Below are 22664 nucleotides of genomic sequence, written 5' to 3' on the forward strand. Positions count from 1 at the left end.
CCCCCCCCCCCCCCCCCCCCCCCCCCCCGCCCCCCCCCCCCCCCCCCCCCCCCCCGCCACTCGTCCTGCCCCTGCCGGACGTCGAGGGAGAAACGGGCGCCCCTCGGCATCCACCACATAAGGTGGCCGGCCGGCGCGGTGGTCCAGGTGACGCCCTTCGGGACGTTCACGCCCAGGCGCGTCGTGTCGGGCACCGCCGTGACGCTCGCGCCCGTCGCGATCGTGCGTCGGTCGTCGCCACGGACCTGGTCGATGGAGACCCGGTACGGACCGGTCGTCGGGAGGTAGGTCTTCAGCGACCAGATGCTCCGCTCGACGGCGACCCGGCCGAGCAGTGACCGCTCCCCCGTGAGCTCGTGGGTGGCCCACACGTCCACGTCGACACCGCGGGCCGGAACGCCTTCGCAGCCGCCGTCGGCGCGCGGCGCCTCGTAGAGCGGCGACACACCGCCGACGAAGATCTCGCGGGACCACGGCTTCTCCGCGGGAGCGTCGAGCCGCACGTCCGCGTCGCGCAGCAGCGTCGTCCGCGCCGCCTTGTAGACCACCAGGTTGCCGACGCGCAGCCAGCGGCCGGCGCTCGTCAGCACGGCGACGCGCACCTGTGCCCGCTCTGGCACGGCCGCGTCGATGGTCGGCGGCGCGGCGAAACCCTGCTCGTCGATCGGGACCGGATCCGTCGCGGTCCATGCACCCTCGTCCGCCGTGTCCGTGCGGTACTCCCACCGCACCAGGCGACCCGTCAGGGGTTCACCTCCGACGCGTTGGACGAGCGGGAGCTCCATCGCGACACCGTGATCGACGCAGCGCGAAGTCGGGCCGACGGGTCCGAGAGAGATCGGCTCGTCCGCCTGGGCGGCAGAGCCGAGCAGGCCCCAGGCGAGCACAGCGATAAGCAGCGGCGCGACGCGCCTGGTCCCCCGGTTCACGAGGGAACTCTAGGGCACGCCCGGACCCCGGATCCACGGAACCGAGAAGTCTGTACGACCCTCTTCAGACCTGCTCGCGCGACGCGACGGCCTCGAGGATGCGGCGCACCGCGTCGTCGACCGGGACGCCGTTCTCCTGCTCCCCGTTGCGGTAGCGGAACGAGACGGCGTCGGCCTCGACGTCGTTGTCGCCGACGATGAGCATGAAGGGCACCTTCTGCGTCTGCGCGGTGCGGATCTTCTTCTGCATGCGCTCGTCGGAGTCGTCGACCTCGAACCGGATGCCGGCACCCTTGAGCCGCTGGCCCAGGGTGTGCAGGTACTCGGCGTGCCGCTCCGCGACCGGGATGCCGACGGCCTGCACCGGGGCGAGCCACGGAGGGAAGGCGCCCGCGTAGTGCTCCACGAGCACGCCGAGGAACCGCTCGATCGAGCCGAACTTGGCCGAGTGGATCATCACCGGCTGCTGGCGGGTGCCGTCGGCCGCGACGTACTCGAGACCGAAGCGTTCGGGCGACGGCTGGTTGAAGTCGTACTGCACGGTGCCCATCTGCCAGGTGCGGCCGATGGCGTCACGGGCCTGGACCGAGATCTTGGGGCCGTAGTACGCCGCTCCGCCCGGGTCGGGCACGAGCTCGATGCCGGTCTCGGCGGCCACGTCGGCGAGCACCTGCGTGGCGACCTCCCAGTCCTCGTGGGAGCCGATGAACTTGTCCTTGCGGTCGTCGCGCGTGGACAGCTCGAGGTAGAAGTCGTCGAGCCCGAAGTCGCGCAGCAGGCTCAGCATGAAGTTCAGCAGGTGGCGGATCTCGTCGGGCGCCTGCTCGGGGGTGACGTACGAGTGCGAGTCGTCCTGCGCGAACCCGCGCACGCGGGTCAGGCCGTGGATCACGCCCGACTTCTCGTTGCGGTACACGTGGCCGAACTCGAACAGCCGCAGCGGCAGCTCACGGTACGAGCGCTGCCGCGAGCGGTAGATGATGTTGTGCATCGGGCAGTTCATCGCCTTGAGGCGGTACTCCTGCCCGTCCACGTCGAGCGAGGGGAACATGCCCTCGCCGTAGTAGGGCAGGTGGCCGGAGGTGTGGAAGAGCCCCTCCTTGGCGATGTGCGGGGTGCCGACGTACTCGAAGCCCTCCTCGATGTGCCGACGACGGACGTAGTCCTCCATCTCCCGCTTGATGACGCCACCGCGCGGGTGGAAGACGGGCAGGCCGGAGCCGATCTCGTCGGGGAAGCTGTAGAGGTCCAGCTCGGTGCCCAGCCGGCGGTGGTCACGACGCTGGGCCTCCTCGAGGCGGTGCAGGTAGTCCTCCTGCGCCTCCTTGGTGGGCCAGGCGGTGCCGTAGATGCGCTGCAGCTGCTTGTTCTTCTCGTCGCCGCGCCAGTAGGCGGCGGCCGAGCGCATGAGCGTGAAGGCCGGGATGCGCTTGGTGGTGGGCAGGTGCGGGCCGCGGCACAGGTCCTTCCACGCCAGGGAGCCGTCGCGCTTGACGTTGTCGTAGATGCTCAGGCCGCCCTCGCCCACCTCCACGCTCGCGCCCTCGGTGGAGCCGGCCTGCGACTTGAGGCCGATCAGCTCGAGCTTGTACGGCTCGTCGGCGAGCTCGGCGCGGGCGTCGTCGTCGCTGGTCTCGCGACGGTCGAACCGCTGTCCCTCCTTGACGATCTTCTTCATCCGCGACTCGATGGCCTGGAGGTCCTCGGGCTTGAACGGCTCCTCGACGTCGAAGTCGTAGTAGAAGCCGTCGGTGATCGGCGGACCGATGCCGAGCTTCGCGTCCGGGAAGAGCTCCTGCACGGCCTGCGCCATGACGTGGGCGGCCGAGTGGCGCAGCACGTCGAGGCCGTCGGGGCTGTCGATCGCGACGGGCTCGACGGTGGATCCGTCGACGAGCACGGTGGACAGGTCGCGCAGCTCACCGTCGATGCGGGCGACGACCACGTCGGGCTGCTCGGCGAAGAGCTGCCACGCCTTCGTCCCGTGGTCCACGGTCTGGGTGGTGGGTTCTGCCCCGGCCTCGACGGCGACGTGCACGGTGACGGACATGGCGGTGCTCCATTCGGTTCTCGACGACCCCTACGACTGGGCCGTGCTGCTTGCCACCACCCTAGGGGGCACGCGCAGGCCGGTGCAGGCCAGGACGACCTCAGGAGTCGCGCTGGCCCCACGGGGCGCCGTACTCGGTGAGCAGCTCCAGGAACGGCACGGCGTCGAAGGCCTCCGGGCCGAGCACTCCGGCGCCGCTCCAGGTGCCGTTCGCGAGCAGCTCGAGCGCCACGACCGGGTTGACCGCCGTCTGCCACACCACGCACTGGTGCCCGTACTCGCGCATCGCCCACTCGTTGTCGACCACGTGGTAGAGGTACGTCTCGCGCTCCTCACCGTCCTTGCCGACACCCGTGACCCACAGCCCGGCGCAGGTCTTCCCGGTCATCTGCGGACCGATCGTGGCCGGATCGGGCAGGCAGGCCGCCACCACGTCGCGCGGGGAGACCATGACCGGGCCGTCGGCCGACGCCACCTGCACGGGGTCGGTCCGGTCGAGGCCGACGTCGTGCAGGGCACGCAGGACGTTGATGAAGTCCTCGCCCAGGCCGTACTTGAACGTCACGCGCTCGGCGTCGACCCAGCGCGGCATGAGGAGCACCTCCTCGTGCTCGACGTTGACGCACTCGACCGGTCCGATCCCCTCGGGGAACTCGAAGACCTCGGGCTCGGAGAACGGCGGCGTGACGAACCAGCCCCCGTCGGGCTCGTCGGCGCGTGCCTTCTCCCAGATCACCGGTGGGTTCAGGCACTCCTCGATCGTGGTCCAGATCGAGAACGACGGGGCGAAGAGCTCGTTCCCGTCCTCGTCGTGGACGGCCAGGTTGGCGCCGTCGCGCGTGCCGAGGTCGCGGATGGAGCTGAAGAGGTGGTCGGCGGCGTAGCGCGCGAACACGTCGGAGAGACCGGGCTCGACGCCCATGCCCACGAGGGCGAGGCGACCGTCGGACTCCCACTGGTCGGCCACCGCGAACTGCTCGTCGCCGAGCTTCACGCCGACCTTCGCGTACGGCTCCTCCGGGTGCCGACGCGACAGCGACATGGCCATGTCGACGTAGTCGGCGCCCGCGGCGTGCGCGCCCTCGAAGACCGGCATCACGAAGCGCGGGTCGACGGCGTTCATCACGTGGGTCACGCCGTGGTCCCGGCACAGCGTCGCGACGTCGTCGGCGGACGACGCGTCCACCTGCGCGGCGACGAAGCGGTCGTCGTCGAGCGCGGCGACTGCCTTGTCCGCACGCGACCGGTCGTAGTCGGCGACCACGATCGTCTCGAAGAAGTCGCGGCGCGCCGCGATGGCGGTGAACGCCGCCCCCACGCCGCCCGAGCCGACCAGCAGGATCCTCATGTCACTCCCCGTCCTTGGTCAGCGCCGCGCCCGGCCGCGTCGGTCCCAGCGCCGCGAGGGCCACCGCGTCCGAGACGGTCTCGAAGCCCTTGCGGCTGAAGAACTCCGCGCCCACCGTGAACCGCCAGGCGAGCATGAGCACCAGGCCGAGACCGAGGAAGAACACCGCGATCGCGAGCGGCAGACCCACCCCCAGCACCGAGGTGCCGCTGTAGGACGCCGAGGGGTCGGCGAGGGAGCGCACCGACTCGAACAGCAGGTAGAAGAGCGTCGCGGCACCTACCAGCGGGCCCAGACCGATCAACAGGAACGCCTTGACCGACGTGAACAGGCGCCGGCGCCAGTAGATCGCGCACGCCACGCCGGTGAGGGCGTAGTAGAAGGCGATCATGAGCGAGAGCGCCGAGATCGAGTCGAACAGGAAGTTGTCGCTCACCGCACTCGCGCCGACGTACCAGAGGATCGCGACGCCGCCGATGAACCACGTGCTGAACGACGGCGTTCCGTAGCTCTGGTGGATGCGCGAGAAAATCTTCGGGAACGCCCCGGCGCTCGCCATCGACAAGGAGACGCGGGACGCGGGCAGGATCGTCGTCTGGGTGGACGCGATGCCCGAGGTGATGATCGACAGCAGGAGGATGAACGCGAACGGGCCGAGCACCAGGTCGCCGATGGCGCCGAAGAGGGCGTCGTCGTCGTCGTAGCCGGTCACGAAGTCGACGCCACCGGCGGCGATGGTGACGATGCCGACCCCGAGGTACGTGACCACCAGGATGACCGTGCTCCAGATCCCGGCCCGGCCGGGCGCGGTGTCGCCGTCCTCGGACTCCTCCGACAGGTTGACCGCACTCTCCCAGCCCCAGTAGATGAACACGCCGATGAGCAGCCCGCTGACCAGCTGGTCGGAGGTCAGGCCCGACGGGCTGAGCCAGCTCCAGTCGGGGTTGGTCGCCCCGGCGGGCAGGTTGCCCATGAACAGGCGCACGACCGCCACGAGGACGAAGAGCAGCAGCGCACCGACCTGGGCGAAGACGAGCCAGACCTGGAACTTGGCCGACGCCTCGGTCCCCCGGACGCAGAGCCACGTCATGACGAGCACGATCACGACGGCCACGGTGATGACGACGGTGCGGTTCGCGGCGAGGTCGTCGGCGCCCACCATGACGAACAGGTAGCGCGCGGCCACGTCGGCGAGGGAGCCGATCACGAGGACGCCGGTGGTGAAGACGGCCCAGCCACCGACCCAGCCGATCCAGGGACCCATCGCCCGCGTGACCCAGGAGAACGTCGTGCCACAGTCCGTGTCGGCGCGGTTCATGTAGAGGAACGCGCCGGCGATGAGGAACATCGGGACGAACGACAGCCAGATCACCGCGGGTGCGTGGATGCCGGCCACGACCACCATCGACCCGAGGACCGCCGCGATCGAGTAGGCCGGCGCCGTGGCGTCGAGCCCGATCGAGAGGCCCTCCCAGAACCCGATCGCGTTGGCCTTCAAACCCTTCTTGCCTGCCGTGGTCGTGCTGCCCGGCCCGGTTCCCTCGACCTCAGACATGACGCTCCTCTGCTCCGCCGACGATGACCGAACTCTGCACCTCGCCAACGGAATCCGCAAGAGTCGTCACATGATCGTTACGCAATCAGACGCGAGGACCCTTGCACTCGACGCAATCCGTCGCGAATACTCGCAGGTGATCGGAGGAACCATGACCCCACACGACCCCGAGGTCGCTCGACGTCAGAAGGCCGCCAAGGACCACCTCTGGATGCACTTCGCCCCGTTGAGGTCCCCTGATGGTGCCGACGTCCCGGTGATCACCCGCGGCGAGGGCTGTTACGTCTGGGACGACCGCGGCCGTCGCTACCTCGACGGACTGGCCGGGCTGTTCGTGGTGCAGGCCGGTCACGGTCGCCGCGAGCTGGCCGAGGCCGCGGCTCGGCAGGCCCAGGAGCTCGCGTTCTTCCCGCTGTGGTCCTACGCCCACCCCACCGCGATCGACCTGGCCGAGCGTCTGGCGGCCCTCGCCCCCGGGGACCTGAACCGTGTCTTCTTCTCCAGCGGGGGCGGCGAGGCCGTCGAGACCGCGTGGAAGCTGGCCAAGAACTACTTCAAGCTCGTGGGCAAGCCGCTCAAGCACAAGGTGATCAGCCGGTCGATCGCCTACCACGGCACGACGCACGGCGCGCTCTCCATCACCGGCCTGCCGACGCTGAAGCAGCAGTTCGAGCCCCTCGTGCCGTCGACCTTCCGCGTCCCGAACACCAACCACTACCGGGCGCCGGTGCACGAGGACGACCTGGAGGCGTTCGGACGCTGGGCCGCCGACCAGATCGGGGTCGCCATCGAGGCCGAGGGACCCGACACGGTCGCCGCCGTGTTCCTGGAGCCGGTGCAGAACGCCGGCGGGTGCTTCCCACCCCCGCCCGGCTACTTCCAGCGCGTGCGCGAGATCTGCGACGAGCACGACGTGCTCCTCGTCTCCGACGAGGTGATCTGCGCCTTCGGCCGGCTCGGCACCACCTTCGGCGCCGAGCGCTACGACTACGTGCCCGACATGATCACGTGCGCGAAGGGGCTGACGTCCGGCTACTCGCCGCTCGGCGCCACGATCGTGAGCGACCGCCTGGCCGAGCCGTTCCTGCGCACGGGCACGAGCTTCGCCCACGGGTACACCTTCGGCGGTCACCCCGTGTCGTGCGCCGTCGCGATGGCCAACCTCGACCTCTTCGAGCGCGAGGGGCTGCTCGAGCACGTGCGAGCGACCGAGGGTGCGTTCCGCGGGACGCTCCAGACCCTGCTCGACCTGCCGATCGTCGGCGACGTCCGCGGGGACGGGTTCTTCTACGGCATCGAGCTCGTGAAGGACAAGGCCACCAAGGAGACCTTCACGCCCGACGAGTGCGACCGTCTGCTGCGCGGGTTCCTGTCCACGGCACTGCTCGACGCCGGCCTCTACTGCCGGGCCGACGACCGCGGCGACCCGGTGGTGCAGCTCGCGCCGCCGCTGGTCGCCGACCAGGCCCAGTTCGACGAGATCGAGCAGGTCCTGCGTTCCGTGCTCGGCGAGGCATGGGCGAGGATCTCCGCATGACCGCACCCGCGCTCGACCAGGTCGCCAAGCGCATCATCGCTCTGCTCCAGGCGGACGGCCGCATGTCCTACGCCGCGATCGGCAAGGAGGTCGGGCTGTCGGAGGCCGCGGTGCGCCAGCGCGTCCAGAAGCTCACCGAGGCCGGCGTGATCAACATCGTCGCGGTCACCGACCCGATGCAGCTGGGCTTCGCCCGCGAGGCCATGATCGCCATCCGGGCCAACGGTCCCCTCGAGCCGCTCGCGGAGGCGCTGGCCGAGATCCCGGAGGTCGACTACGTCGTCATCACGGCCGGGTCGTTCGACCTCATCATCGAGCTGGTCTGCGAGAGCGACGAGCACCTGCTGACGGTGCTGTCGGAGAAGATCCGGTCCCGCGAGGACGTGATGAGCACCGAGACCTTCATGTACCTCAAGCTGGTCAAGCAGACCTACTCGTGGGGCGTCCCGGACTGACGGGTCGGTTCAGGCCTCGACCTGCGCGCGGGCTCCCGGCCTGACGGTCGGCATGGGGAGCACCAGGGCACCCGGGGCGTCGTCGGGCACGACCGGGGACCATGGCGCGACCGCGTCGAGGCGCTCGTACGGCTCCCCCAGCGCAGGACGCGGGTCGGGCTCGCCCTTGTTGGGCCAGAACGACATCGCGCGCTCGGCCTGGGCGGTGATGGTGAGCGACGGGTTGACGCCGAGGTTGGCACTGATGGCGGACCCGTCGGCCACGTGGAGGCCGTCGTGGCCGTAGAGCCGCTGGTAGGGATCGATGACGCCCTCCTCGGGCGAGGCGCCGATCGCGCACCCGCCGATGAAGTGAGCCGTGAGCGGGATGCCGACCAGCTCGCCGAACGAGCCGCCCGGCACACCGTCGAGCTTGTCGGCGAGCTCACGCGCCACGTGGTCGGCCACGGGGATCCGCGACGGGTTGGGCTCGCCCTTGCCCTGGCGGCTGGTCATGCGCAGCCCGAACGGGCCGCGCTTCAGGAACGTGGTGACGGAGTTGTCGAGCGACTGCATGACCAGCACGACGATCGACTGCTCGGCCCAGCGGCGCGGGTCGTGCAGACGGAGCGACCGTCGCAGGCCGAGGCCGCGGTAGCTCCGCAGCACCTTGCGCAGCTGCGATCCGCCGCCCCGGTGGTCGGCCAGCGCCATGTTCATCAGGCTGAGGGCCCCGGAGCCACGGCCGTAGCGCACCGGCTCCACGTGGGTCACGGGGTCGGGGTGGAACGACGAGGTGATCGCGATGCCCGGGGTGACGTCGGCGTCCTTGGCGCTCGCGCGGGCCGAGAGGACGGCCTCGGAGTTGGTGCGGCTGAGCTCGCCGACGCGGTCGGAGAGGTGCGGCAACGACCGTCGCCGCAGGCGGTGCAGCAGGTCCTGGGTGTTCAGCGCGTTGCCGGCGAAGACCACGTGGTCGGCGCTGAAGCGACGTCGACGCAGCCGGTTGCCCGTGCGCCGGGTGCGTACCTCGTAGCCGCCACCGGGCCGCGGCCGGACGTCGGTGACGGTCGTCAGGGGATGGACCTCGGCGCCGGCGCTCTCCGCGAGGTACAGGTAGTTCTTGACGAGGGTGTTCTTGGCGTTGCGGCGGCACCCGGTCATGCAGGCACCGCACTCGGTGCAGGTGCGGCGGCTCGGTCCCGCACCCCCGAAGTACGGGTCGCCGACGTCCTCACCGGGACGGTCGCCGAAGAGCACGCCGACGTCGGCGGCGTGCACGGTGTCGCCGACGCCGAGCTCCTGGGCCACCTCGGCCATGAGCCGGTCGGGCAGCGTGTGGCCGGGGTACGTGGCCACGCCGAGCATCCGCTTGGCCTGGTCGTAGTGCGGGGCCAGCTCGTCGCGCCAGTCGGTGACGTGCGCCCACTGCGGATCGTCGTAGAAGCCGTCGAGCGGCTGGTACAGCGTGTTGGCGTACACCAGGGAGCCGCCGCCGACGCCGGCGCCGCTGGCGATCAGGACGTCCTTCAGGGGCGTGATGCGCATGATCCCGAAGCACCGGGCCCACGGGGCCCAGAGGTAGCGGCGCAGCCGCCAGGAGGTCTCGGGCAGCTGGTCGTCGGCGAACCGCCGGCCGGCCTCCATGACGGCGACCGAGTACCCCTTCTCGGTGAGTCGCAGGGCGCTGACGCTGCCGCCGAACCCCGAACCCACCACCACGACGTCGTAGTGCTTCATGTCCGGCACCGTACCCGCTTGTTGACACTTTGCCAATAGCGTTGTTCACTCGTCCCGTGAATGCCCTCAACCGCACCCGGCTCGAGCCCGACGCCCGGCGACGCCAGATCGTCGAGGCCGCCCGCTCGCTCTACGCCGAGCGATCCTACGACGACGTCTCGCTCGCCGAGCTCGCTCGCGCGGCGGGGGTCACTCGCGGCCTCCTGCACCACTACTTCGGCTCCAAGCGCGAGATCTTCCTCGCCGTCATGCGCGACTCGCTGCTCATGCCCGCGAGCGAGCTGCCGGACCTCCTGCACCTGCCGCTCGAGGAGCGCGTCCGCGTGACGATGGACTGGATCCTCGACGCCGCCCAGACGTACGGCCAGGCCTGGGTGGCGGCCGCCGGCGCGGCCGAGCTGAACGGCGAGTCCGACCTGCAGCGGATCGTGGACGAGGCCGACGACCGCGCGGCACGCCTCGTCCTCGATGCCGTGGGCCTGCCCGACTCCCCCGACCTGCGCGCGCGGCTGCGGGCTTCGGCCGCCTACGTGAAGGCGTTGTGCCGCGAGTGGTTGCAGCGCGGCACCCTCGCCCGCGAGGACGTCCTCGCCCTGCTCACCACCCACCTCGTCCACGTCCTGGAGGCGTCATGACATCCGTCGGCATCATCGGCTCCGGCTTCGGCGGCATCGCGGTCGCAGCAGAGCTGCTCTCGCACGGCCACCACGACGTCCGCCTCTGGGAGCGCGGCGACGACATCGGAGGGGTGTGGCGCGACAACACGTACCCCGGTGCCGGGTGCGACGTCCCGTCACCCCTCTACTCGTACTCCTTCGCCGTCAACACCCGGTGGTCGAAGCGGTACGCGCTGCAGCCGGAGATCCGGGAGTACCTGCACCGGGTCGCCGACGAGTACGGCATCACGCCCCGCGTCCGACTGGGCCGCGAGGTGGTCTCGGCCCACTGGCAGGAGGACGTGCAGGGCTGGGACGTCGGCTTCTCCGACGGCGTCGTCGAGCGGGTCGACGTGCTCGTGAGCGCCGTGGGCCAGCTCTCGGAGCCGCGCCTGCCGGCCATGCCGGGCATCGACGACTTCGCCGGTGACTCCTTCCACTCGGCCCGCTGGGACCACGACCTCGACCTGCGCGGCAAGCGCGTGGCCGCGGTCGGCGTCGGCGCGAGCGCGATCCAGTACGTGCCGCACCTGGCGGACGAGGCCACGCAGCTGACCCTCTTCCAGCGCTCGGCGAACTACATCCTGCCCAAGCCCGACGGTCCGCTCCCCCGCTGGTGGCGACCGGGCATCCGCCTGGAGCGCCCGCTCTGGTGGACGTTCGGCGAGCAGTTCTCACGCGGCCTCGACGAGGGAAGCCTGGTCGGCAAGGTCGAGCAGAAGGCAGCACTCGCGCACCTGCGCCGCCAGGTGCAGGACCCCCGCCTGCGCGAGCTGTTGACGCCCGACTACCCGATCGGGTGCAAGCGGATCCTGTTCTCCAACAACTTCTACCCGACCCTCGAGCGTGACCACGTCGACGTCGTGGCCGATCGCATCGTGCGAGTCCTCCCCCAGGGCGTCGAGACGGTCGACGGCACCGTGCACGAGGTCGACGTGATCGTCTACGGCACGGGATTCGACTCGCAGGACTTCCTGAGCTCGATCGACGTGCGCGGCGCCGGGGGCGAGCCTCTGGCCGAGCGCTGGACCGACGGGGCCCACGCCCACCTCGGGATGTACGTGCCGGGATTCCCCAACCTGTTCGTCTCCTACGGGCCCAACACCAACCTCGGTGGCGGCTCGATCATCTACATGCTCGAGGCGCAGGCCCGGCACATGCGCCAGGTGCTCGACCGCATGGAGGCCGGTGGCTACGAGGCGGTCGACGTGCGCCCCGAGGTCGAGGCCGAGTACGACCAGCAGGTCCAGGAACGGCTCGAGTCCTCCGTGTGGGGCAGCTGCGACAGCTGGTACCGCCATCCGTCGGGCCGGATCACGTCGAACTGGCCGGGGTCGACCTACCCGTACCACCGGCGTGTGCGGACCGTGGAGCCGGAGGACTTCGCATGGACGTGACCTACCCCCCGGAGCCGTGGGACCTGCACGGCCAGGCCCTGGCGTCGGTGTTCCTCGTGCCGGCCGCCGACCTGCCCGCCCCGCCGCCAGGCACGACGATCGTCACCCTCCGCGGCCGGGCGGTCGTGACGGCGGCGTTCTTCCGGTACGAGGAGCCCAGCCCGCTCACCTACGACGAGATCATGGCGACGGTGCTGGTGCGCCGTGGGCTGAGGTTCCGCGTGTGGATCCCGTGGATCTGGGTCGACAGCGAGGCGTCCCGCGACGGTGGCCGGGCGCTGTGGGCCATCCCGAAGGACCTCGCCGAGTTCCGCGTGAAGCCGGGCCGGCGGCACGAGGGCCTCGGCCTGGCGTCAGCCACCGTCGAGCGCACCCGGGCGCTCCCCGGACGCTGGCCCCTCGGCTTCCGCATCGCCCAGGCCCGCACCGGGCGGTCGGTCGTCACGCCGGTGCGCGGGCGGGTGAGCGCCCAGCTGGTGCGTGCCTCGTGGACCTTCGACGGCGTGCTCGGCCTGCTCTCCGGACGCAGGCCCGTCGTCTCGCTGCGCGTGCCGCGCTTCGCCCTGCTCTTCGGGCGCTCGTCCTGACCTCGACGGCCCAGAGCGGGATGGCCCCGAGCGCGATGGCCCCGAACGCGATGGCCCAGAGCGAGATGGCCCCGGATGCGATGGCCTAGCCTCGAGGGATGCGTCGTCTCGCCAGCATCCTGCTCCTCGCCGTCCTCGCCGCCGGCTGCACGTCCGGAGGGTCGGACGAGCCCTCGGGCGGCTCAGGTCCCTCGGACCAGCCACGCGGCTCCGACGGAGCGAGTGCCAGCGCGTCGCCGGTGCCCACGGGACCGGACTGCTCGAGCGTCTGGAAGGCCGGGGACGACCTCCCGGCCGACTACGACCTCTGCGTCGCCGACGGGGAGGCCGGGGTCCAGGAGGTGACGGACTGCGTCGACGGGCCGCCGCTCATCGTGTTCGACGACGAGCTCTACGGCCGTCCGGGCGAGCAGATCGAGGCGCCGACCGCGTCGCCCGTGCAGGACACCGAGGAGTACGGCAAGGCCTACGCGGAGTGCACGGGCGAGTGATCCGGTGCACGGTGGACCCATGGCCGACTACCGACTGACCACCGAGGACGGCGACGTCGTCGCCGAGCGATCCCTGGAGCACGACCAGGCTGCCGTGGCCTGGCGCTCCAGCCACCCCTTCGAGGGCCCGTCCGCGGGCGAGGGGCGCGGGCTCCGGCTCGAGCGCCACACCGACCGCGGCTGGACCCGGCTCGACCCCCTCGGCACCGCCGAGACCACCTGAGCGCGCCCGCGCGCGCGTCCTGACGCGTTGGGGTCGGTCCTGACTCCGTGGATCGACGCGAAGGCGTCAGGACGCCGGCGCGGGGTCCTTCGTGACCTGGACCCAGCCCACCGGCTCGGCCACGACCTCGAGCTCGTCGGGCCTCAGCTCGACGGCCGACGCGGCGTTGCCGACGGCCGGGAACACCGACGTGAAGCGCCGTAGTGAGGCGTCGAGGTGCACGGCCGCGACGTCGGGGTTGGCGAACGGGCACACACCGCCGACGGCGTGCCCGGTGAGGGCCTCGACGTCGTCGGGCTTCAGCATGCGCGCCTTGATGCCGAAGGCGGCCTTGAACGCCGCGTTGTCGACCCGTGCGTCGCCGGCCGCCACCACGAGGATGCTCGTGCCCGGCTCGGCTCCGTAGAAGCCCAGCGTCTTCGCGATCCGCGCCGGTTCCACACCCAGCTCGGCGGCAGCGAGCTCGACGGTCGCACTGGACCCCGACGTCTCCACGACGTCGCCGTCGCGGCCGAAGCGGGCGAGGTGGGCGCGGGCGGTCTCGATCGACATGCCCGCCATCGTAGGAGCGCCCGGCGGACGCACGACGAAGCCCCCGGCGCTGGGCCGGGGGCTTCGGTGTCGGTGGGCGATACTGGGTTCGAACCAGTGACCTCTTCGGTGTGAACGAAGCGCGCTACCACTGCGCCAATCGCCCGGGGACGCACAGAACCTTAACGCACGGCTCCACGACGGTCCCACTCGGTTCCCTACGGGTCGGAGTGCTTGGCCGCCTCGCGCGCCCAGATGGCCTGCGCCTGCTGGGTGATCGGGCCGGGGGCCGCACCGACCGCGCGGCCGTCGACGTGGGAGATGGCCTGGATGTCGCGGGTCGTGCCGACGAGCACCACCTCGTCGGCGTCGGCCAGGACCTCGATGGGTGCGTCGCGCTCGACGACGTCGAGCTCGGCCGAGAGCCACTCGAGGGCGAGGGCACGCGTGATGCCCGCGAGGCAGCCGGACGCCAGCGTCGGCGTGACCAGCGTGCCGTCGAGGACGTACATGATGTTCGACCCCGTGCCCTCGCAGAGGTGGCCCTGGGTGTTGGGCATGACGGCCTCCGACGCACCCGCGGCCCGGGCAGCCTCCACCATCTTCGCGTTCTCGGCGTACGACGTGGTCTTGAGCCCGGCCAGCGCGCCGCGCTCGTTGCGGGGCCACGGCACGGTGGCGATCGACGCGACCGAGGGCGGACGCTCGGCCGGCTCGGTGACCACCACGTGCGTGAGCCCGTGGTCGCCGCGCGGCGAGCCGAGGGGGCCCCGACCGGACGTCACGGTGATGCGGATCCGACCGAAGGGCAGGTCCTGCCCGTCCATCGTGGCGGCGACACCCTCCCGCAGGAGGCCGAGGTCGGGGCGCCCGATGCCGAGACCCTCGGCCGAGCCGGCCAGCCGCTCGAGGTGGCGCGTGAGGGCGAACGGCACCCCCTTGTCCACGGCGATCGTCTCGAAGACTCCGTCGCCGACCACGAGCCCGTGGTCGAGGACGCTGATGGCCGGTTCTTCCGGTGATCCGAGGACTCGTCCGTCCACCCAGGCGCGCATGTCGTCACCGTACCCCCGTCGACGACGACCCCCCGTTTGGTGCGCCGGAGCCCATCGGCTAATGTTTCTTCCCGCGCCGGAAACGGTGCGAATGCGGACATAGCTCAGTGGTAGAGCATCACCTTGCCAAGGTGAGGGTCGCGAGTTCGAATCTCGTTGTCCGCTCGGAGGGTCTCCATACCCATCCAGCGGTGGGTTGGCCGAGAGGCGAGGCAACGGACTGCAAATCCGTGTACACGGGTTCAAATCCCGTACCCACCTCGACACGACGCACCAACTGAACAGCACCACCCTCGGGCGATTGGCGCAGCGGTAGCGCGCTTCCCTGACACGGAAGAGGTCACTGGTTCAAACCCAGTATCGCCCACTTCGAGAAGGCTCCGGAATCTCGCCGAATCCGGGGCCTTCTCGTCTTTCTCCCCACGGCCGCTACGCCCGCTCATGCCGTGCACGTGCCGTGGGACTCTCCGCACGAGACTCCCCCGCTGGCGCACCCCACGCCGCCGAGCACCGCGCCTCAGTGCCCCGCGACGACTTCACAGTCGCCCTACCCCGTGTGAAGCGCGCAGGTGGTGGAATGCAGGTGCGCGCACGACCCCCGGCTCACCCACTCCCAAGACGAGCCGGGGGTCCACTCATCTTCACGCCGACCCGCGGCTCGTGACAGGCCGCCGCTGGTACGGAGAAGCCGCCGGCTCGAACCGGGCAACACCCAGGTCGAGAAGGCTCCGGAAGCTCGACGAGTCCAGGGCCTTCTCGTCGCGGTGCGTCCGACCACCGTCCGTCGCATTCGATCACCTGTTCGAGTACGATCGCGCCGTGGGCGCCAACCGTCGTTACGGAGACCGCTCCCCCGCCGACCACCTCGAGCGGGCCGAGCGGATTCGGCACGTCTGGGTCGCCCCGTCCGCGAAGCACCCGGACATGGCGCCCTACCCCGGGCTGCTGATCACGTGGGAACGCCGCGACGGACAGTGGTGGGCCCACGTCGCGATGATCCTGCCCGAGGGCGCCGTCGTCCTGAACTGGCTCCCGGCAGCCCGGCTACGGCCCGCCGCTGCCGCTCCCCCGGCGCGGCGCTCGGCGACCGGAAGATGAACGATCGGCACGGCGACTGGCGCAAACGCCGATCGCGGCGCACCATCGGTGCATGAAGTGCGCGGAGGTCAACTGCCACGAGACGGCGTCCACGCTGTCGCAGCTGGAGCTGGACGACGCGCGCTTCGCCGTGCCGGTCTGCGCGCTCCACGACGTCGGCGACGTCTCCGTCGAGAAGCCGACCCGAGCCGCCGGCCTGGACATCGGGCCGACACCCGTCGACGGCAGGTCCCTCGCGAGGTCCACCGCACCGATGTGAGCCCCCGCGGCCTGCGGTCGACGCCACTGGCCGGCGCCGCGATGCCGTGACGACCGGCACCTTCGGGCCTCGTCCTGCGCCGGATCCCGATCGAGACGTCCGCTCCCTCTGACCGGGTGTGTTTCGGACTCCTCGGGCCGGGGAACGTGCAGGGCAGCACCGTTGGTTGAGACCACAGCTGCGCGTGCCAGTGGTCCCGGACTCCCGCGCGGGGGTCCGGGATCGCGCAGCTTCGCCGAGGACGCGCCGAGGACGGCGCAGCGTCGGTCAGGACCGCGAGCTCGACCGCCAGGTGAACTGACCCTGGCGAGAGGTGATCCGCACGGTCGCGTCGGCGATGACCGTGGCCGGGGCGGACGCGTAGGCCACGGTGCAGCTGAAGGTGGTCCCCACGGCCGCGGACACCCGAGGCGGGCACCAGACCGACGTCGGCTCGCCCTTGGCGTCGAGCGAGGACTTGATGCGCGCCACGACGGCGCCGGTGGTCCGGGTGGTGCGCGGCGCCGGGGCCGCGGTGCGACGCGGAGCGGACGTGGCCAGCGGAGCCGCGGTGGTCCGCGTCGCTGTCGGCGTGGCCGACGGGGTCTCACTGGGGGTCGGCTCCGCCGTGGGCGAGGCCGAGACACTGGTCGACGGGGTCGGCGCGACCGACTCGCTCACCACACCGGGCGAGGCGGAGTCGTCCGACGCCGCCTCGGTGCCGACCCATGAGCGCAGCCCGAAGACGCCGCCGGCCAGGACCAGCACCGTGAGCACGAGCCACGGCAGCACCTTGCGTGCACCGGACATGGTCACTCCCCCTGCGACTTCGGCGTCGACGTCCACACGTAGTGGCCGTCGGGGCCGTCGATCTCGACCGCGGCCGTCGCGATCGCGGCCGTGTCCGGCTCGTCGTCGAAGAACACCTCGCAGTCGAAGGTCGTGCCGATCTTCTGCGCCACCCGCTCCGGGCACTCGATGCGGGTGGGGCGGCCGGCGTTCTGGTCCAGCCGCGCCTTGATGGTCTGCTCGATCTTGGTCGTCGACATCTTGGCCGCCGCCAACGACGGAGGCGCGGTCGGCTCGGCCGACGCGGTCGACTCGGGCTCGGAACCGGCGTCGTCGTCGCTGCTGCAGGACCTCAGGGCGAACAGCAGCGCCGCCACGCCCAGGAGCACGACGACGAGCGCAGCCACCTTCCGCAAACCCTTCACAGGCGCCGATCCTAGCGGTCGACGCGGGGGTGGCGTTGCTCGTCGAGCGAGGCGTTGATCGCAGCACCGATGAGCACCGCGATCGACAGGACGTACAACCACAGCAGCACGGCGATCGGAGCCGCCAGCGGGCCGTAGATCGACGTCCCCCCGGTGGAGAACCCCAGGGCCCAGCGGACGAGCAGACTGCCGCCGATCCACAGGGCCATCGTGAAGAACGCTCCGGGGAGCCCCGAGCGCCACGACACCTTCACGGGGACGGCCAGGTGGTAGAGCGACGCGAGGAACCCCACGGAGACGAGCAGCACCGCCGGCCAGTACAGAGGCTCCAGCACCGACAGCTGGGAGGGCACGATCGACGCCGCCACCTCCGGCCCGGCCAGGACGAGCGGGACCACGATGATCGCGAGCGCCAGCGCCACCACGTACAGCGAGAACGACAGGGCACGGGTCTTGACGATGCCGCGCACCCCGCCGAGTCCGTAGAGGATCGAGATCGTGTCGAGGAAGACGTTGAGCGCCCTCGACCCCGACCACAGGGCCAGCACGAAGCCGATGGACACCACGTCGATGCGGCCCGAGCTCAGCACCTCGTCCAGGGTCGGCGCGATGACCTGGTCGACCGTGCCCTGGGTGAGGGCCTGCGAGGACAGGTCGAGCACGCGGTCCTTGAGCACGTCGACCTGCGCGACGTCGTAGCGCTCCGCGACGAAGCCGATCGTGCCGGCGAGCCCGAAGACGAGCGGCGGCAACGACAAGATCGCGAAGAACGCGGCCTCGGCCGCGAGCCCGGTGACCCGGTGGGTGATGCAGCGCGAGACGGTGCGCGCCGTGACCCGCGCCAGCAGGTCGACAGCCGCCGGGCGTGCTACCCGTTCAGCCGCCATGGCTCTACGGTATCGACATGCATCCCCTCCGCAGCGCACCGTCGCGCCAGGCGATCCCCCACGTCGATCGGGACGGCGCCGATCGGAACCGCGTGGAGCGGGCGTGCGTCGCCCGCCCGTCCGGGGCGTGCGCGTGAAGCCGCTCGCCGTCGCTGCCGTCACGTCGGCCCTGACGACCGCCGTCGCCGCCTGGGCCCTGCGGGCCACCGATCCGGCCACCGCCGTGGCGGCCGTGGCGGTCGTCGCCGTGGCCGCCGCCTGGCTGGCCGGCTTCCACGACACCTCCGAGACGTCGGGCCTTGCCCTCACCGGGCCGGCGCAGCTGGTCTCGTTGACCTTGGTCGGCCGCGCCGCGGTCGGCGGAGCCCTGCCGACGCTGGCCGCCCAGGTGGTCGGAGCCGTGGCGGCAGGCGCGGCGGTGACCGCACTCGACCTGCCCGGTGGATCGCTCGTGTGGGACGAGCCCGGCCTCGTCACGGGTGGGGTGCTGGGACTGGTGGCCGGACTCGTCCTGGCGTGGACCACGTTGGCCGCCGACACCGGCGCCGTGGCCTGGGCCGCCGCCGGGCCGGTCACGTCCGGCGCGGTACTGGGCGTGGGGCTCGCGGCTGCGGCGCACCCGGGCGCCCTGCTCGGGCTCGCGGTCGCCGGGGTCGTCGCCTGGCCCGTGGCTCTCGTGGTGGCCGCGGCGGTGCTCGTGGGAACGGCGCTGGGCACCTTCGTGGTCTCCTGGGTGTCCCCGCACGCTGCGTGACTCAGGTCACGCATCCACGCGCCGTTCCAGGCGGAACGCTCCCCTGAGTCCACATTCTGGACGCATGGTCCAGATGATGGACATCCCAGTTGTGGGGCCGTCCACGACCTGACCAGACTGTCCGCATGTTGATCGCGCAGACCGTCTGGCTCGTGGAGCGTCTCCACCTGGACCTCGGCCGCGCGCACACGATGATCTGTCGCTGATCCGCGCGCCCGCTGACCCTTCCGCGACGCGTGACGACACCGTCCGTCGGACGCGACCGTCGTGCGTCCTCTCCCCGAGGACCTTCATGACTTCGAGCACCACCCCGCCCCCCGCACGCACGGCACGTCGTCGCCGTGGTGAGGGCCAGTGGGCGCTCGGCTACCGCGAGCCCCTCAACGCCAACGAGCAGTCCAAGAAGGACGACAACCCGCTCAACGTGCGCGCCCGCATCGAGAACATCTACGCCCACCGCGGGTTCGACAGCATCGACCCCGGCGACCTGCGTGGCCGCTTCCGCTGGTGGGGCCTCTACACGCAGCGCAAGGCCGGCATCGACGGCGGCAAGACCGCGACGCTCGAGCCGGAGGAGCTCGACGACCGCTACTTCATGCTCCGCGTCCGCGTCGACGGCGGCCAGCTGGACCTCCGACAGCTGCGGACGATCGCCGACATCTCCGTGGAGTTCGCCCGCGACTCCGCCGACCTGACCGACCGTCAGAACGTGCAGTACCACTGGATCGACGTCCGTGACATGCCCACGATCTGGGAGCGGCTGGAGTCGGTCGGGCTCTCCACCCAGGAGGCGTGCGGCGACTGCCCCCGCGTCATCCTCGGCTCCCCCGTGGCCGGCATCAGCGAGGCCGAGATCATCGACGGGCGTCCGGCCATCGAGGCGATCGAGAGCCGCTACATCGGTGATCGCGCGTTCTCCAACCTCCCGCGCAAGTTCAAGTCCGCGATCAGCGGCCACCCCGGGCACGACGTGGTCCCGCAGATCAACGACATCGCGTTCATCGGCGCCGAGCACCCCGAGCACGGCCCGGGCTTCGACCTCTGGGTCGGCGGCGGGCTCTCGACCAACCCGATGCTCGCCCAGCGGGTGGGCGTCTGGGTCCCGGTCGACGAGGTGCCCGAGGTGTGGGAGGGCGTCGTCAGCATCTTCCGCGACTACGGCTACCGACGTCTGCGCTCGCGTGCGCGACTCAAGTTCCTCGTGGCCGACTGGGGCATCGAGAAGTTCCGCGAGGTGCTCGAGACCGAGTACCTCGAGCGGACCCTCGTCGACCTCGAGGCCCCCGAGGTGCCCACCACCCCGGTCGACCACGTGGGCGTGCACCGTCAGAAGGACGGCCGGTACTACGTCGGCGTGGCGGCCACGGTCGGCCGCATCTCCGGCACGCTGCTCAACCAGGTGGCCGACGTCGTCGAGGCGCACGGCTCCGACCGCGTGGCGACCACCCCGATGCAGAAGCTCGTCGTGCTCGACGTCGAGGAGGACCGCGTCGAGTCTCTCGTGGACGCCCTCGCCGCCCTCGGCCTGTACGCCCGCCCCTCGCAGTGGCGCCGCAACACCATGGCCTGCACGGGCATCGAGTACTGCAAGCTGGCCATCGTCGAGACCAAGGCGCGCGCCCGTGACCTGGTCGACGAGCTGGAGCAGCGCGTGCCCGAGCTCGACTCGCCGATCACGATCAACGTGAACGGCTGCCCGAACTCCTGCGCGCGCATCCAGACCGCCGACATCGGCCTGAAGGGCCAGCTCGTCCTGGACGAGCAGGGCCAGCAGGTCGAGGGCTTCCAGGTCCACCTCGGCGGCGCCCTCGGACTCGAGGCCGGGTTCGGCCGCAAGCTCCGCGCCCACAAGGTCACCGGCGAGCAGCTCCCGCACTACGTCGAGAAGCTCTCGCGCACCTACCTCGAGCAGCGCGACGGCGACGAGTCCTTCGCCCACTGGGTCGCCCGCGCCGACGAGGAGGTCCTGAGATGACAGGTCGGGCCACCCCGTTCCACTGCCCGTACTGCGCGGACGAGGACCTGCGGCCGCACGGCGAGACCCACGGGGAGTGGGAGTGCCGAGCGTGTCAGCGGGCCTTCCGCCTCGGCTACATCGGTCTTCTCCGCCCCACCCCACCCAGCACGACCGAGCCCTCTGGAAGGAGGACAGCATGACTGCACCAGCGTTGATCGCCCTGGCGCACGGCAGCCGCGACCCGCGGTCCGCCGCCACCATCACTGCCCTGACGGAGCTCGTGTCGTGCATGCGTCCCGACCTCCGCGTCACGACGGCGTTCCTCGACCACTCCGAGCCGAGCCTCGACAGCGTCGTCGACCGCCTCGTGGCCGAGGGGCACAGCGAGATCGTCCTCGTGCCGCTCCTGCTCACCGAGGCCTACCACGCGAAGGTCGACGTGCCCGAGGCCGCCGAGGCCGCTCGCGCGCGGCACGACGGGATCCGGATCCAGGTGACCGACGTGCTCGGCATCGAGTCCGCGTTCTTCCGCGTGCTCGACCGCCGGCTGCGCGACGTGCTGCGCGAGAACCGGGTCCGGGAGCTGGATGCCCTGGTGCTCGCGGGCGCCGGCTCCTCCGACGCCATCGCCAACGCCACCATCGCGCGCGCTGCCCGGGCCTGGGGCGCCCACCACAAGCTCCCCACGATCGCCGCGTTCGCGTCGAGCGCCCCTCCCGCCGCCGGCGAGGCCGTCCGGGCCCACCGGGCCGACGGGCGTCGCAACATCGCGGTCGGCCAGCTCATGCTGGCTCCGGGCTTCCTGCCCGACCGCGTCAAGGAGCTGTCCTACGAGGCCGGCGCCGTGGCCGTGGCCGAGCCCCTCGGGGTCGACGAGGAGATCGCCGAGGTGATCCTCGCTCGCTACGCCGTGGGCGCCGTCGAGCTCGTGTCGTTCGACACGCTGTTCACCTGATCACCCGCCGTGGCGATCCACGGCAGCAGGCCCGCATCCCTGGCCATGGTGGCTCCGGGATGCGGGCCTCGTCGCGACCTCGACCTCGACGTCGGCGGGCGGCGACGTGACCCTCGTGAGGGCCGCGCGGCTGCTGCGCCTGGTCCTCGTGCTGCCGGCGCCGCACCTGGCAAGAGCGCTCCGCCGTCGGTGACCCCTCAGGACCCCGCGAGTCGCGCCCGCTGCTCGTCGACGTCGTAGTCGGCCTCCGGCCAGGCCAGGTCGAGGCCGCGCAGCGCCTCCAGCAGGAGCGTGCCGACCGCCCAGTTGCGGTACCACTTGCGACCGCTGGGCACGACGTGCCACGGCGCGTGCTCGGTGGAGGTCCGGTCCAGCACGACCTGGTAGGCAGCCTGGTACTCGTCCCAGAGCTCACGCTCGTCGATGTCGCCCGGGTTGAACTTCCAGTGCTTGGTGGGGTCGTCCAGACGCGCGACCAGGCGCTCCGCCTGGTCCTCGGGGCTGATGTGCAGCAGGCACTTCACGAGGGTGCCGCCGGCGTCGACGTAGCGACGCTCGAAGTCGTTGATGGCGTCGTAGCGCCGTTCGATCTCGTCGGCGTCCGCGAGCGACCGGACCCGGCCGATCAGGACGTCCTCGTAGTGCGACCGGTCGAACACCCCGAGCACGCCACCGGCCGGGAGCTCGCGCTCGACACGCCAGAGGAAGTCGTGCTCCAGCTCCTCGGGCGTCGGCTTCTTGAACGACGCGATCCGCACCCCGAGCGGGCTCACCAGCCCGACGACCTTCTCGATCACACCACCCTTGCCGGAGGTGTCCATGCCCTGCAGGACGAGGAGCACCGAGCGGGCGTCGCCGGTGGTGCCCTGGGCGTGCAGACGTTCCTGGAGGTCGGCCAGCTCGTCACCGAGGTCGGCGAGGGCCGCGACGCCGTCGTCCTTGGCGCCGTCGAAGCCGGGCGTCGCCCGCGAGTCGACGTCGGCGAGGGAGGTGGCTGCGGCGAGCGTGCTGCTCAGGCTCTGCGTCAT

At 71.2% G+C, this 22664-nt stretch carries 23 protein-coding genes and 4 tRNA genes; 15 read left to right on the plus strand and 12 right to left on the minus strand.

Features of this window, described 5'->3' with window-relative positions:
* The 4 genes from NUV38_RS13845 to NUV38_RS13860 all read right to left on the minus strand — a co-directional run.
* On the minus strand, positions 1-929 hold a 929-nt coding region (locus NUV38_RS13845; RefSeq protein ID WP_257729685.1), incomplete at its 3' end, for a hypothetical protein.
* A 64-nt stretch (positions 930-993) separates the two neighbouring features.
* Positions 994-2979 (minus strand): threonine--tRNA ligase, encoded by a 1986-nt coding sequence (gene thrS, locus NUV38_RS13850; RefSeq protein ID WP_257729686.1) that lies wholly within the window; start codon positions 2977-2979, stop codon positions 994-996.
* 100 nt (positions 2980-3079) lie between these two features.
* Positions 3080-4327 carry a saccharopine dehydrogenase family protein gene (locus tag NUV38_RS13855; RefSeq protein ID WP_257729687.1) on the minus strand — a complete coding sequence of 416 codons (1248 nt, stop codon included), beginning with the start codon at positions 4325-4327 and terminating at the stop codon, positions 3080-3082.
* Between the two features lies 1 nt (position 4328).
* Entirely contained in the window at positions 4329-5882 is a 1554-nt protein-coding gene (locus tag NUV38_RS13860; RefSeq protein WP_257729688.1) for an APC family permease, read from the minus strand.
* A 151-nt stretch (positions 5883-6033) separates the two neighbouring features.
* Between NUV38_RS13860 and NUV38_RS13865 the strand changes: the two genes are divergently transcribed.
* Both NUV38_RS13865 and NUV38_RS13870 read left to right on the plus strand, forming a co-directional pair.
* Positions 6034-7419, plus strand: a complete 1386-nt coding sequence (locus NUV38_RS13865; protein WP_257729689.1) for an aspartate aminotransferase family protein — start codon at positions 6034-6036, stop codon at positions 7417-7419.
* Complete coding sequence (locus tag NUV38_RS13870) at positions 7416-7874, plus strand: Lrp/AsnC family transcriptional regulator (RefSeq protein WP_257729690.1); 459 nt, start codon at positions 7416-7418, stop codon at positions 7872-7874. The genes NUV38_RS13865 and NUV38_RS13870 overlap by 4 nt, the downstream gene beginning before the upstream one ends.
* Positions 7875-7883: 9 nt before the next feature.
* Here the strand turns inward: NUV38_RS13870 and NUV38_RS13875 are convergent, their stop codons facing one another.
* Positions 7884-9593 (minus strand): GMC oxidoreductase, encoded by a 1710-nt coding sequence (locus NUV38_RS13875; protein WP_257729691.1) that lies wholly within the window; start codon positions 9591-9593, stop codon positions 7884-7886.
* Positions 9594-9649: 56 nt separating this feature from the next.
* On the opposite strand from NUV38_RS13875, the gene NUV38_RS13880 reads away from it, so the two are divergent.
* The 5 genes from NUV38_RS13880 (at position 9650) to NUV38_RS13900 (ending at position 12947) form a co-directional block, all read left to right on the plus strand.
* Entirely contained in the window at positions 9650-10228 is a 579-nt protein-coding gene (locus tag NUV38_RS13880) for a TetR/AcrR family transcriptional regulator (protein ID WP_257729692.1), read from the plus strand.
* A complete protein-coding gene (locus NUV38_RS13885) occupies positions 10225-11646 on the plus strand; it encodes an NAD(P)/FAD-dependent oxidoreductase (protein ID WP_257729693.1) in 1422 nt (473 codons plus the stop codon). Before NUV38_RS13880 ends, NUV38_RS13885 begins: the two co-directional genes overlap by 4 nt.
* Positions 11637-12233, plus strand: coding sequence for an acetoacetate decarboxylase family protein (locus tag NUV38_RS13890; RefSeq protein WP_257729694.1), 597 nt, complete (start codon positions 11637-11639; stop codon positions 12231-12233). The genes NUV38_RS13885 and NUV38_RS13890 overlap by 10 nt, the downstream gene beginning before the upstream one ends.
* A 98-nt stretch (positions 12234-12331) precedes the next feature.
* Positions 12332-12724 carry a hypothetical protein gene (locus NUV38_RS13895; RefSeq protein WP_055970545.1) on the plus strand — a complete coding sequence of 131 codons (393 nt, stop codon included), beginning with the start codon at positions 12332-12334 and terminating at the stop codon, positions 12722-12724.
* 19 nt (positions 12725-12743) lie between these two features.
* Positions 12744-12947 carry a hypothetical protein gene (locus NUV38_RS13900; RefSeq protein ID WP_055970547.1) on the plus strand — a complete coding sequence of 68 codons (204 nt, stop codon included), beginning with the start codon at positions 12744-12746 and terminating at the stop codon, positions 12945-12947.
* A 66-nt stretch (positions 12948-13013) separates the two neighbouring features.
* Here NUV38_RS13900 and NUV38_RS13905 read toward each other — a convergent pair whose 3' ends face one another.
* From NUV38_RS13905 to NUV38_RS13915, 3 genes are all read right to left on the minus strand, one after another.
* Positions 13014-13499 (minus strand): YbaK/EbsC family protein, encoded by a 486-nt coding sequence (locus NUV38_RS13905; RefSeq protein WP_257729695.1) that lies wholly within the window; start codon positions 13497-13499, stop codon positions 13014-13016.
* 73 nt (positions 13500-13572) lie between these two features.
* Positions 13573-13644 (minus strand) — tRNA-Val (locus NUV38_RS13910).
* Positions 13645-13696: 52 nt separating this feature from the next.
* Entirely contained in the window at positions 13697-14533 is an 837-nt protein-coding gene (locus tag NUV38_RS13915; RefSeq protein ID WP_257729696.1) for an aminotransferase class IV, read from the minus strand.
* 93 nt (positions 14534-14626) lie between these two features.
* Here NUV38_RS13915 and NUV38_RS13920 point away from each other — a divergent pair.
* The 5 genes from NUV38_RS13920 (at position 14627) to NUV38_RS13940 (ending at position 15890) form a co-directional block, all read left to right on the plus strand.
* A tRNA-Gly gene (locus tag NUV38_RS13920) sits at positions 14627-14698 on the plus strand.
* A gap of 25 nt (positions 14699-14723) precedes the next feature.
* Positions 14724-14794, plus strand: a tRNA-Cys gene (locus NUV38_RS13925).
* 34 nt (positions 14795-14828) lie between these two features.
* A tRNA-Val gene (locus tag NUV38_RS13930) sits at positions 14829-14900 on the plus strand.
* 452 nt (positions 14901-15352) lie between these two features.
* A complete protein-coding gene (locus NUV38_RS13935) occupies positions 15353-15631 on the plus strand; it encodes a hypothetical protein (protein WP_257729697.1) in 279 nt (92 codons plus the stop codon).
* A gap of 52 nt (positions 15632-15683) precedes the next feature.
* Positions 15684-15890 (plus strand): hypothetical protein, encoded by a 207-nt coding sequence (locus NUV38_RS13940; RefSeq protein WP_257729698.1) that lies wholly within the window; start codon positions 15684-15686, stop codon positions 15888-15890.
* 267 nt (positions 15891-16157) lie between these two features.
* On the opposite strand, the gene NUV38_RS13945 is transcribed toward NUV38_RS13940, so the two are convergent.
* The 3 genes from NUV38_RS13945 to NUV38_RS13955 are packed head-to-tail and all read right to left on the minus strand — an operon-like array spanning position 16158 to position 17970.
* Positions 16158-16679 carry a hypothetical protein gene (locus NUV38_RS13945; protein WP_257729699.1) on the minus strand — a complete coding sequence of 174 codons (522 nt, stop codon included), beginning with the start codon at positions 16677-16679 and terminating at the stop codon, positions 16158-16160.
* A gap of 2 nt (positions 16680-16681) precedes the next feature.
* Positions 16682-17083: a DUF4333 domain-containing protein gene (locus NUV38_RS13950; RefSeq protein WP_257729700.1), complete on the minus strand. Its 402-nt coding sequence runs from the start codon at positions 17081-17083 to the stop codon at positions 16682-16684.
* Between the two features lie 11 nt (positions 17084-17094).
* Positions 17095-17970, minus strand: coding sequence for a YihY/virulence factor BrkB family protein (locus NUV38_RS13955; RefSeq protein WP_257729701.1), 876 nt, complete (start codon positions 17968-17970; stop codon positions 17095-17097).
* 103 nt (positions 17971-18073) lie between these two features.
* Here NUV38_RS13955 and NUV38_RS13960 point away from each other — a divergent pair, with 103 nt between their 5' ends.
* The 3 genes from NUV38_RS13960 to NUV38_RS13970 all read left to right on the plus strand — a co-directional run bounded on the left by NUV38_RS13960 (position 18074) and on the right by NUV38_RS13970 (position 21636).
* A complete protein-coding gene (locus NUV38_RS13960) occupies positions 18074-18724 on the plus strand; it encodes a hypothetical protein (protein ID WP_257729702.1) in 651 nt (216 codons plus the stop codon).
* Positions 18725-19016: 292 nt separating this feature from the next.
* The gene (locus NUV38_RS13965) at positions 19017-20699 is read left to right on the plus strand and encodes a nitrite/sulfite reductase (RefSeq protein ID WP_257729703.1); all 1683 of its coding nucleotides are present in this window, start codon (positions 19017-19019) and stop codon (positions 20697-20699) included.
* A 178-nt stretch (positions 20700-20877) separates the two neighbouring features.
* Complete coding sequence (locus NUV38_RS13970) at positions 20878-21636, plus strand: sirohydrochlorin chelatase (protein ID WP_257729704.1); 759 nt, start codon at positions 20878-20880, stop codon at positions 21634-21636.
* A gap of 197 nt (positions 21637-21833) precedes the next feature.
* Here the strand turns inward: NUV38_RS13970 and NUV38_RS13975 are convergent, their stop codons facing one another.
* A complete protein-coding gene (locus tag NUV38_RS13975) occupies positions 21834-22664 on the minus strand; it encodes a PPK2 family polyphosphate kinase (RefSeq protein ID WP_257729705.1) in 831 nt (276 codons plus the stop codon).

The organism is Aeromicrobium sp. 50.2.37, assembly GCF_024655735.1.
Taxonomy (GTDB): Bacteria; Actinomycetota; Actinomycetes; order Propionibacteriales; family Nocardioidaceae; genus Aeromicrobium.

Bases quoted from the DNA above. Each gene is read 5' to 3' on its own strand.
- NUV38_RS13915 (WP_257729696.1), bottom strand. From the start codon at position 14,533: ATGCGCGCCTGGGTGGACGGACGAGTCCTCGGATCACCGGAAGAACCG.
- NUV38_RS13965 (WP_257729703.1), top strand. From the start codon at position 19,017: ATGACTTCGAGCACCACCCCGCCCCCCGCACGCACGGCACGTCGTCGC.
- NUV38_RS13905 (WP_257729695.1), bottom strand. From the start codon at position 13,499: ATGTCGATCGAGACCGCCCGCGCCCACCTCGCCCGCTTCGGCCGCGAC.
- NUV38_RS13970 (WP_257729704.1), top strand. From the start codon at position 20,878: ATGACTGCACCAGCGTTGATCGCCCTGGCGCACGGCAGCCGCGACCCG.
- NUV38_RS13860 (WP_257729688.1), bottom strand. From the start codon at position 5,882: ATGTCTGAGGTCGAGGGAACCGGGCCGGGCAGCACGACCACGGCAGGC.
- NUV38_RS13900 (WP_055970547.1), top strand. From the start codon at position 12,744: ATGGCCGACTACCGACTGACCACCGAGGACGGCGACGTCGTCGCCGAG.
- NUV38_RS13875 (WP_257729691.1), bottom strand. From the start codon at position 9,593: ATGAAGCACTACGACGTCGTGGTGGTGGGTTCGGGGTTCGGCGGCAGC.
- NUV38_RS13865 (WP_257729689.1), top strand. From the start codon at position 6,034: ATGACCCCACACGACCCCGAGGTCGCTCGACGTCAGAAGGCCGCCAAG.
- NUV38_RS13975 (WP_257729705.1), bottom strand. From the start codon at position 22,664: ATGACGCAGAGCCTGAGCAGCACGCTCGCCGCAGCCACCTCCCTCGCC.
- thrS (WP_257729686.1), bottom strand. From the start codon at position 2,979: ATGTCCGTCACCGTGCACGTCGCCGTCGAGGCCGGGGCAGAACCCACC.
- NUV38_RS13885 (WP_257729693.1), top strand. From the start codon at position 10,225: ATGACATCCGTCGGCATCATCGGCTCCGGCTTCGGCGGCATCGCGGTC.
- NUV38_RS13955 (WP_257729701.1), bottom strand. From the start codon at position 17,970: ATGGCGGCTGAACGGGTAGCACGCCCGGCGGCTGTCGACCTGCTGGCG.
- NUV38_RS13890 (WP_257729694.1), top strand. From the start codon at position 11,637: ATGGACGTGACCTACCCCCCGGAGCCGTGGGACCTGCACGGCCAGGCC.
- NUV38_RS13895 (WP_055970545.1), top strand. From the start codon at position 12,332: ATGCGTCGTCTCGCCAGCATCCTGCTCCTCGCCGTCCTCGCCGCCGGC.
- NUV38_RS13855 (WP_257729687.1), bottom strand. From the start codon at position 4,327: ATGAGGATCCTGCTGGTCGGCTCGGGCGGCGTGGGGGCGGCGTTCACC.
- NUV38_RS13870 (WP_257729690.1), top strand. From the start codon at position 7,416: ATGACCGCACCCGCGCTCGACCAGGTCGCCAAGCGCATCATCGCTCTG.
- NUV38_RS13940 (WP_257729698.1), top strand. From the start codon at position 15,684: ATGAAGTGCGCGGAGGTCAACTGCCACGAGACGGCGTCCACGCTGTCG.
- NUV38_RS13945 (WP_257729699.1), bottom strand. From the start codon at position 16,679: ATGTCCGGTGCACGCAAGGTGCTGCCGTGGCTCGTGCTCACGGTGCTG.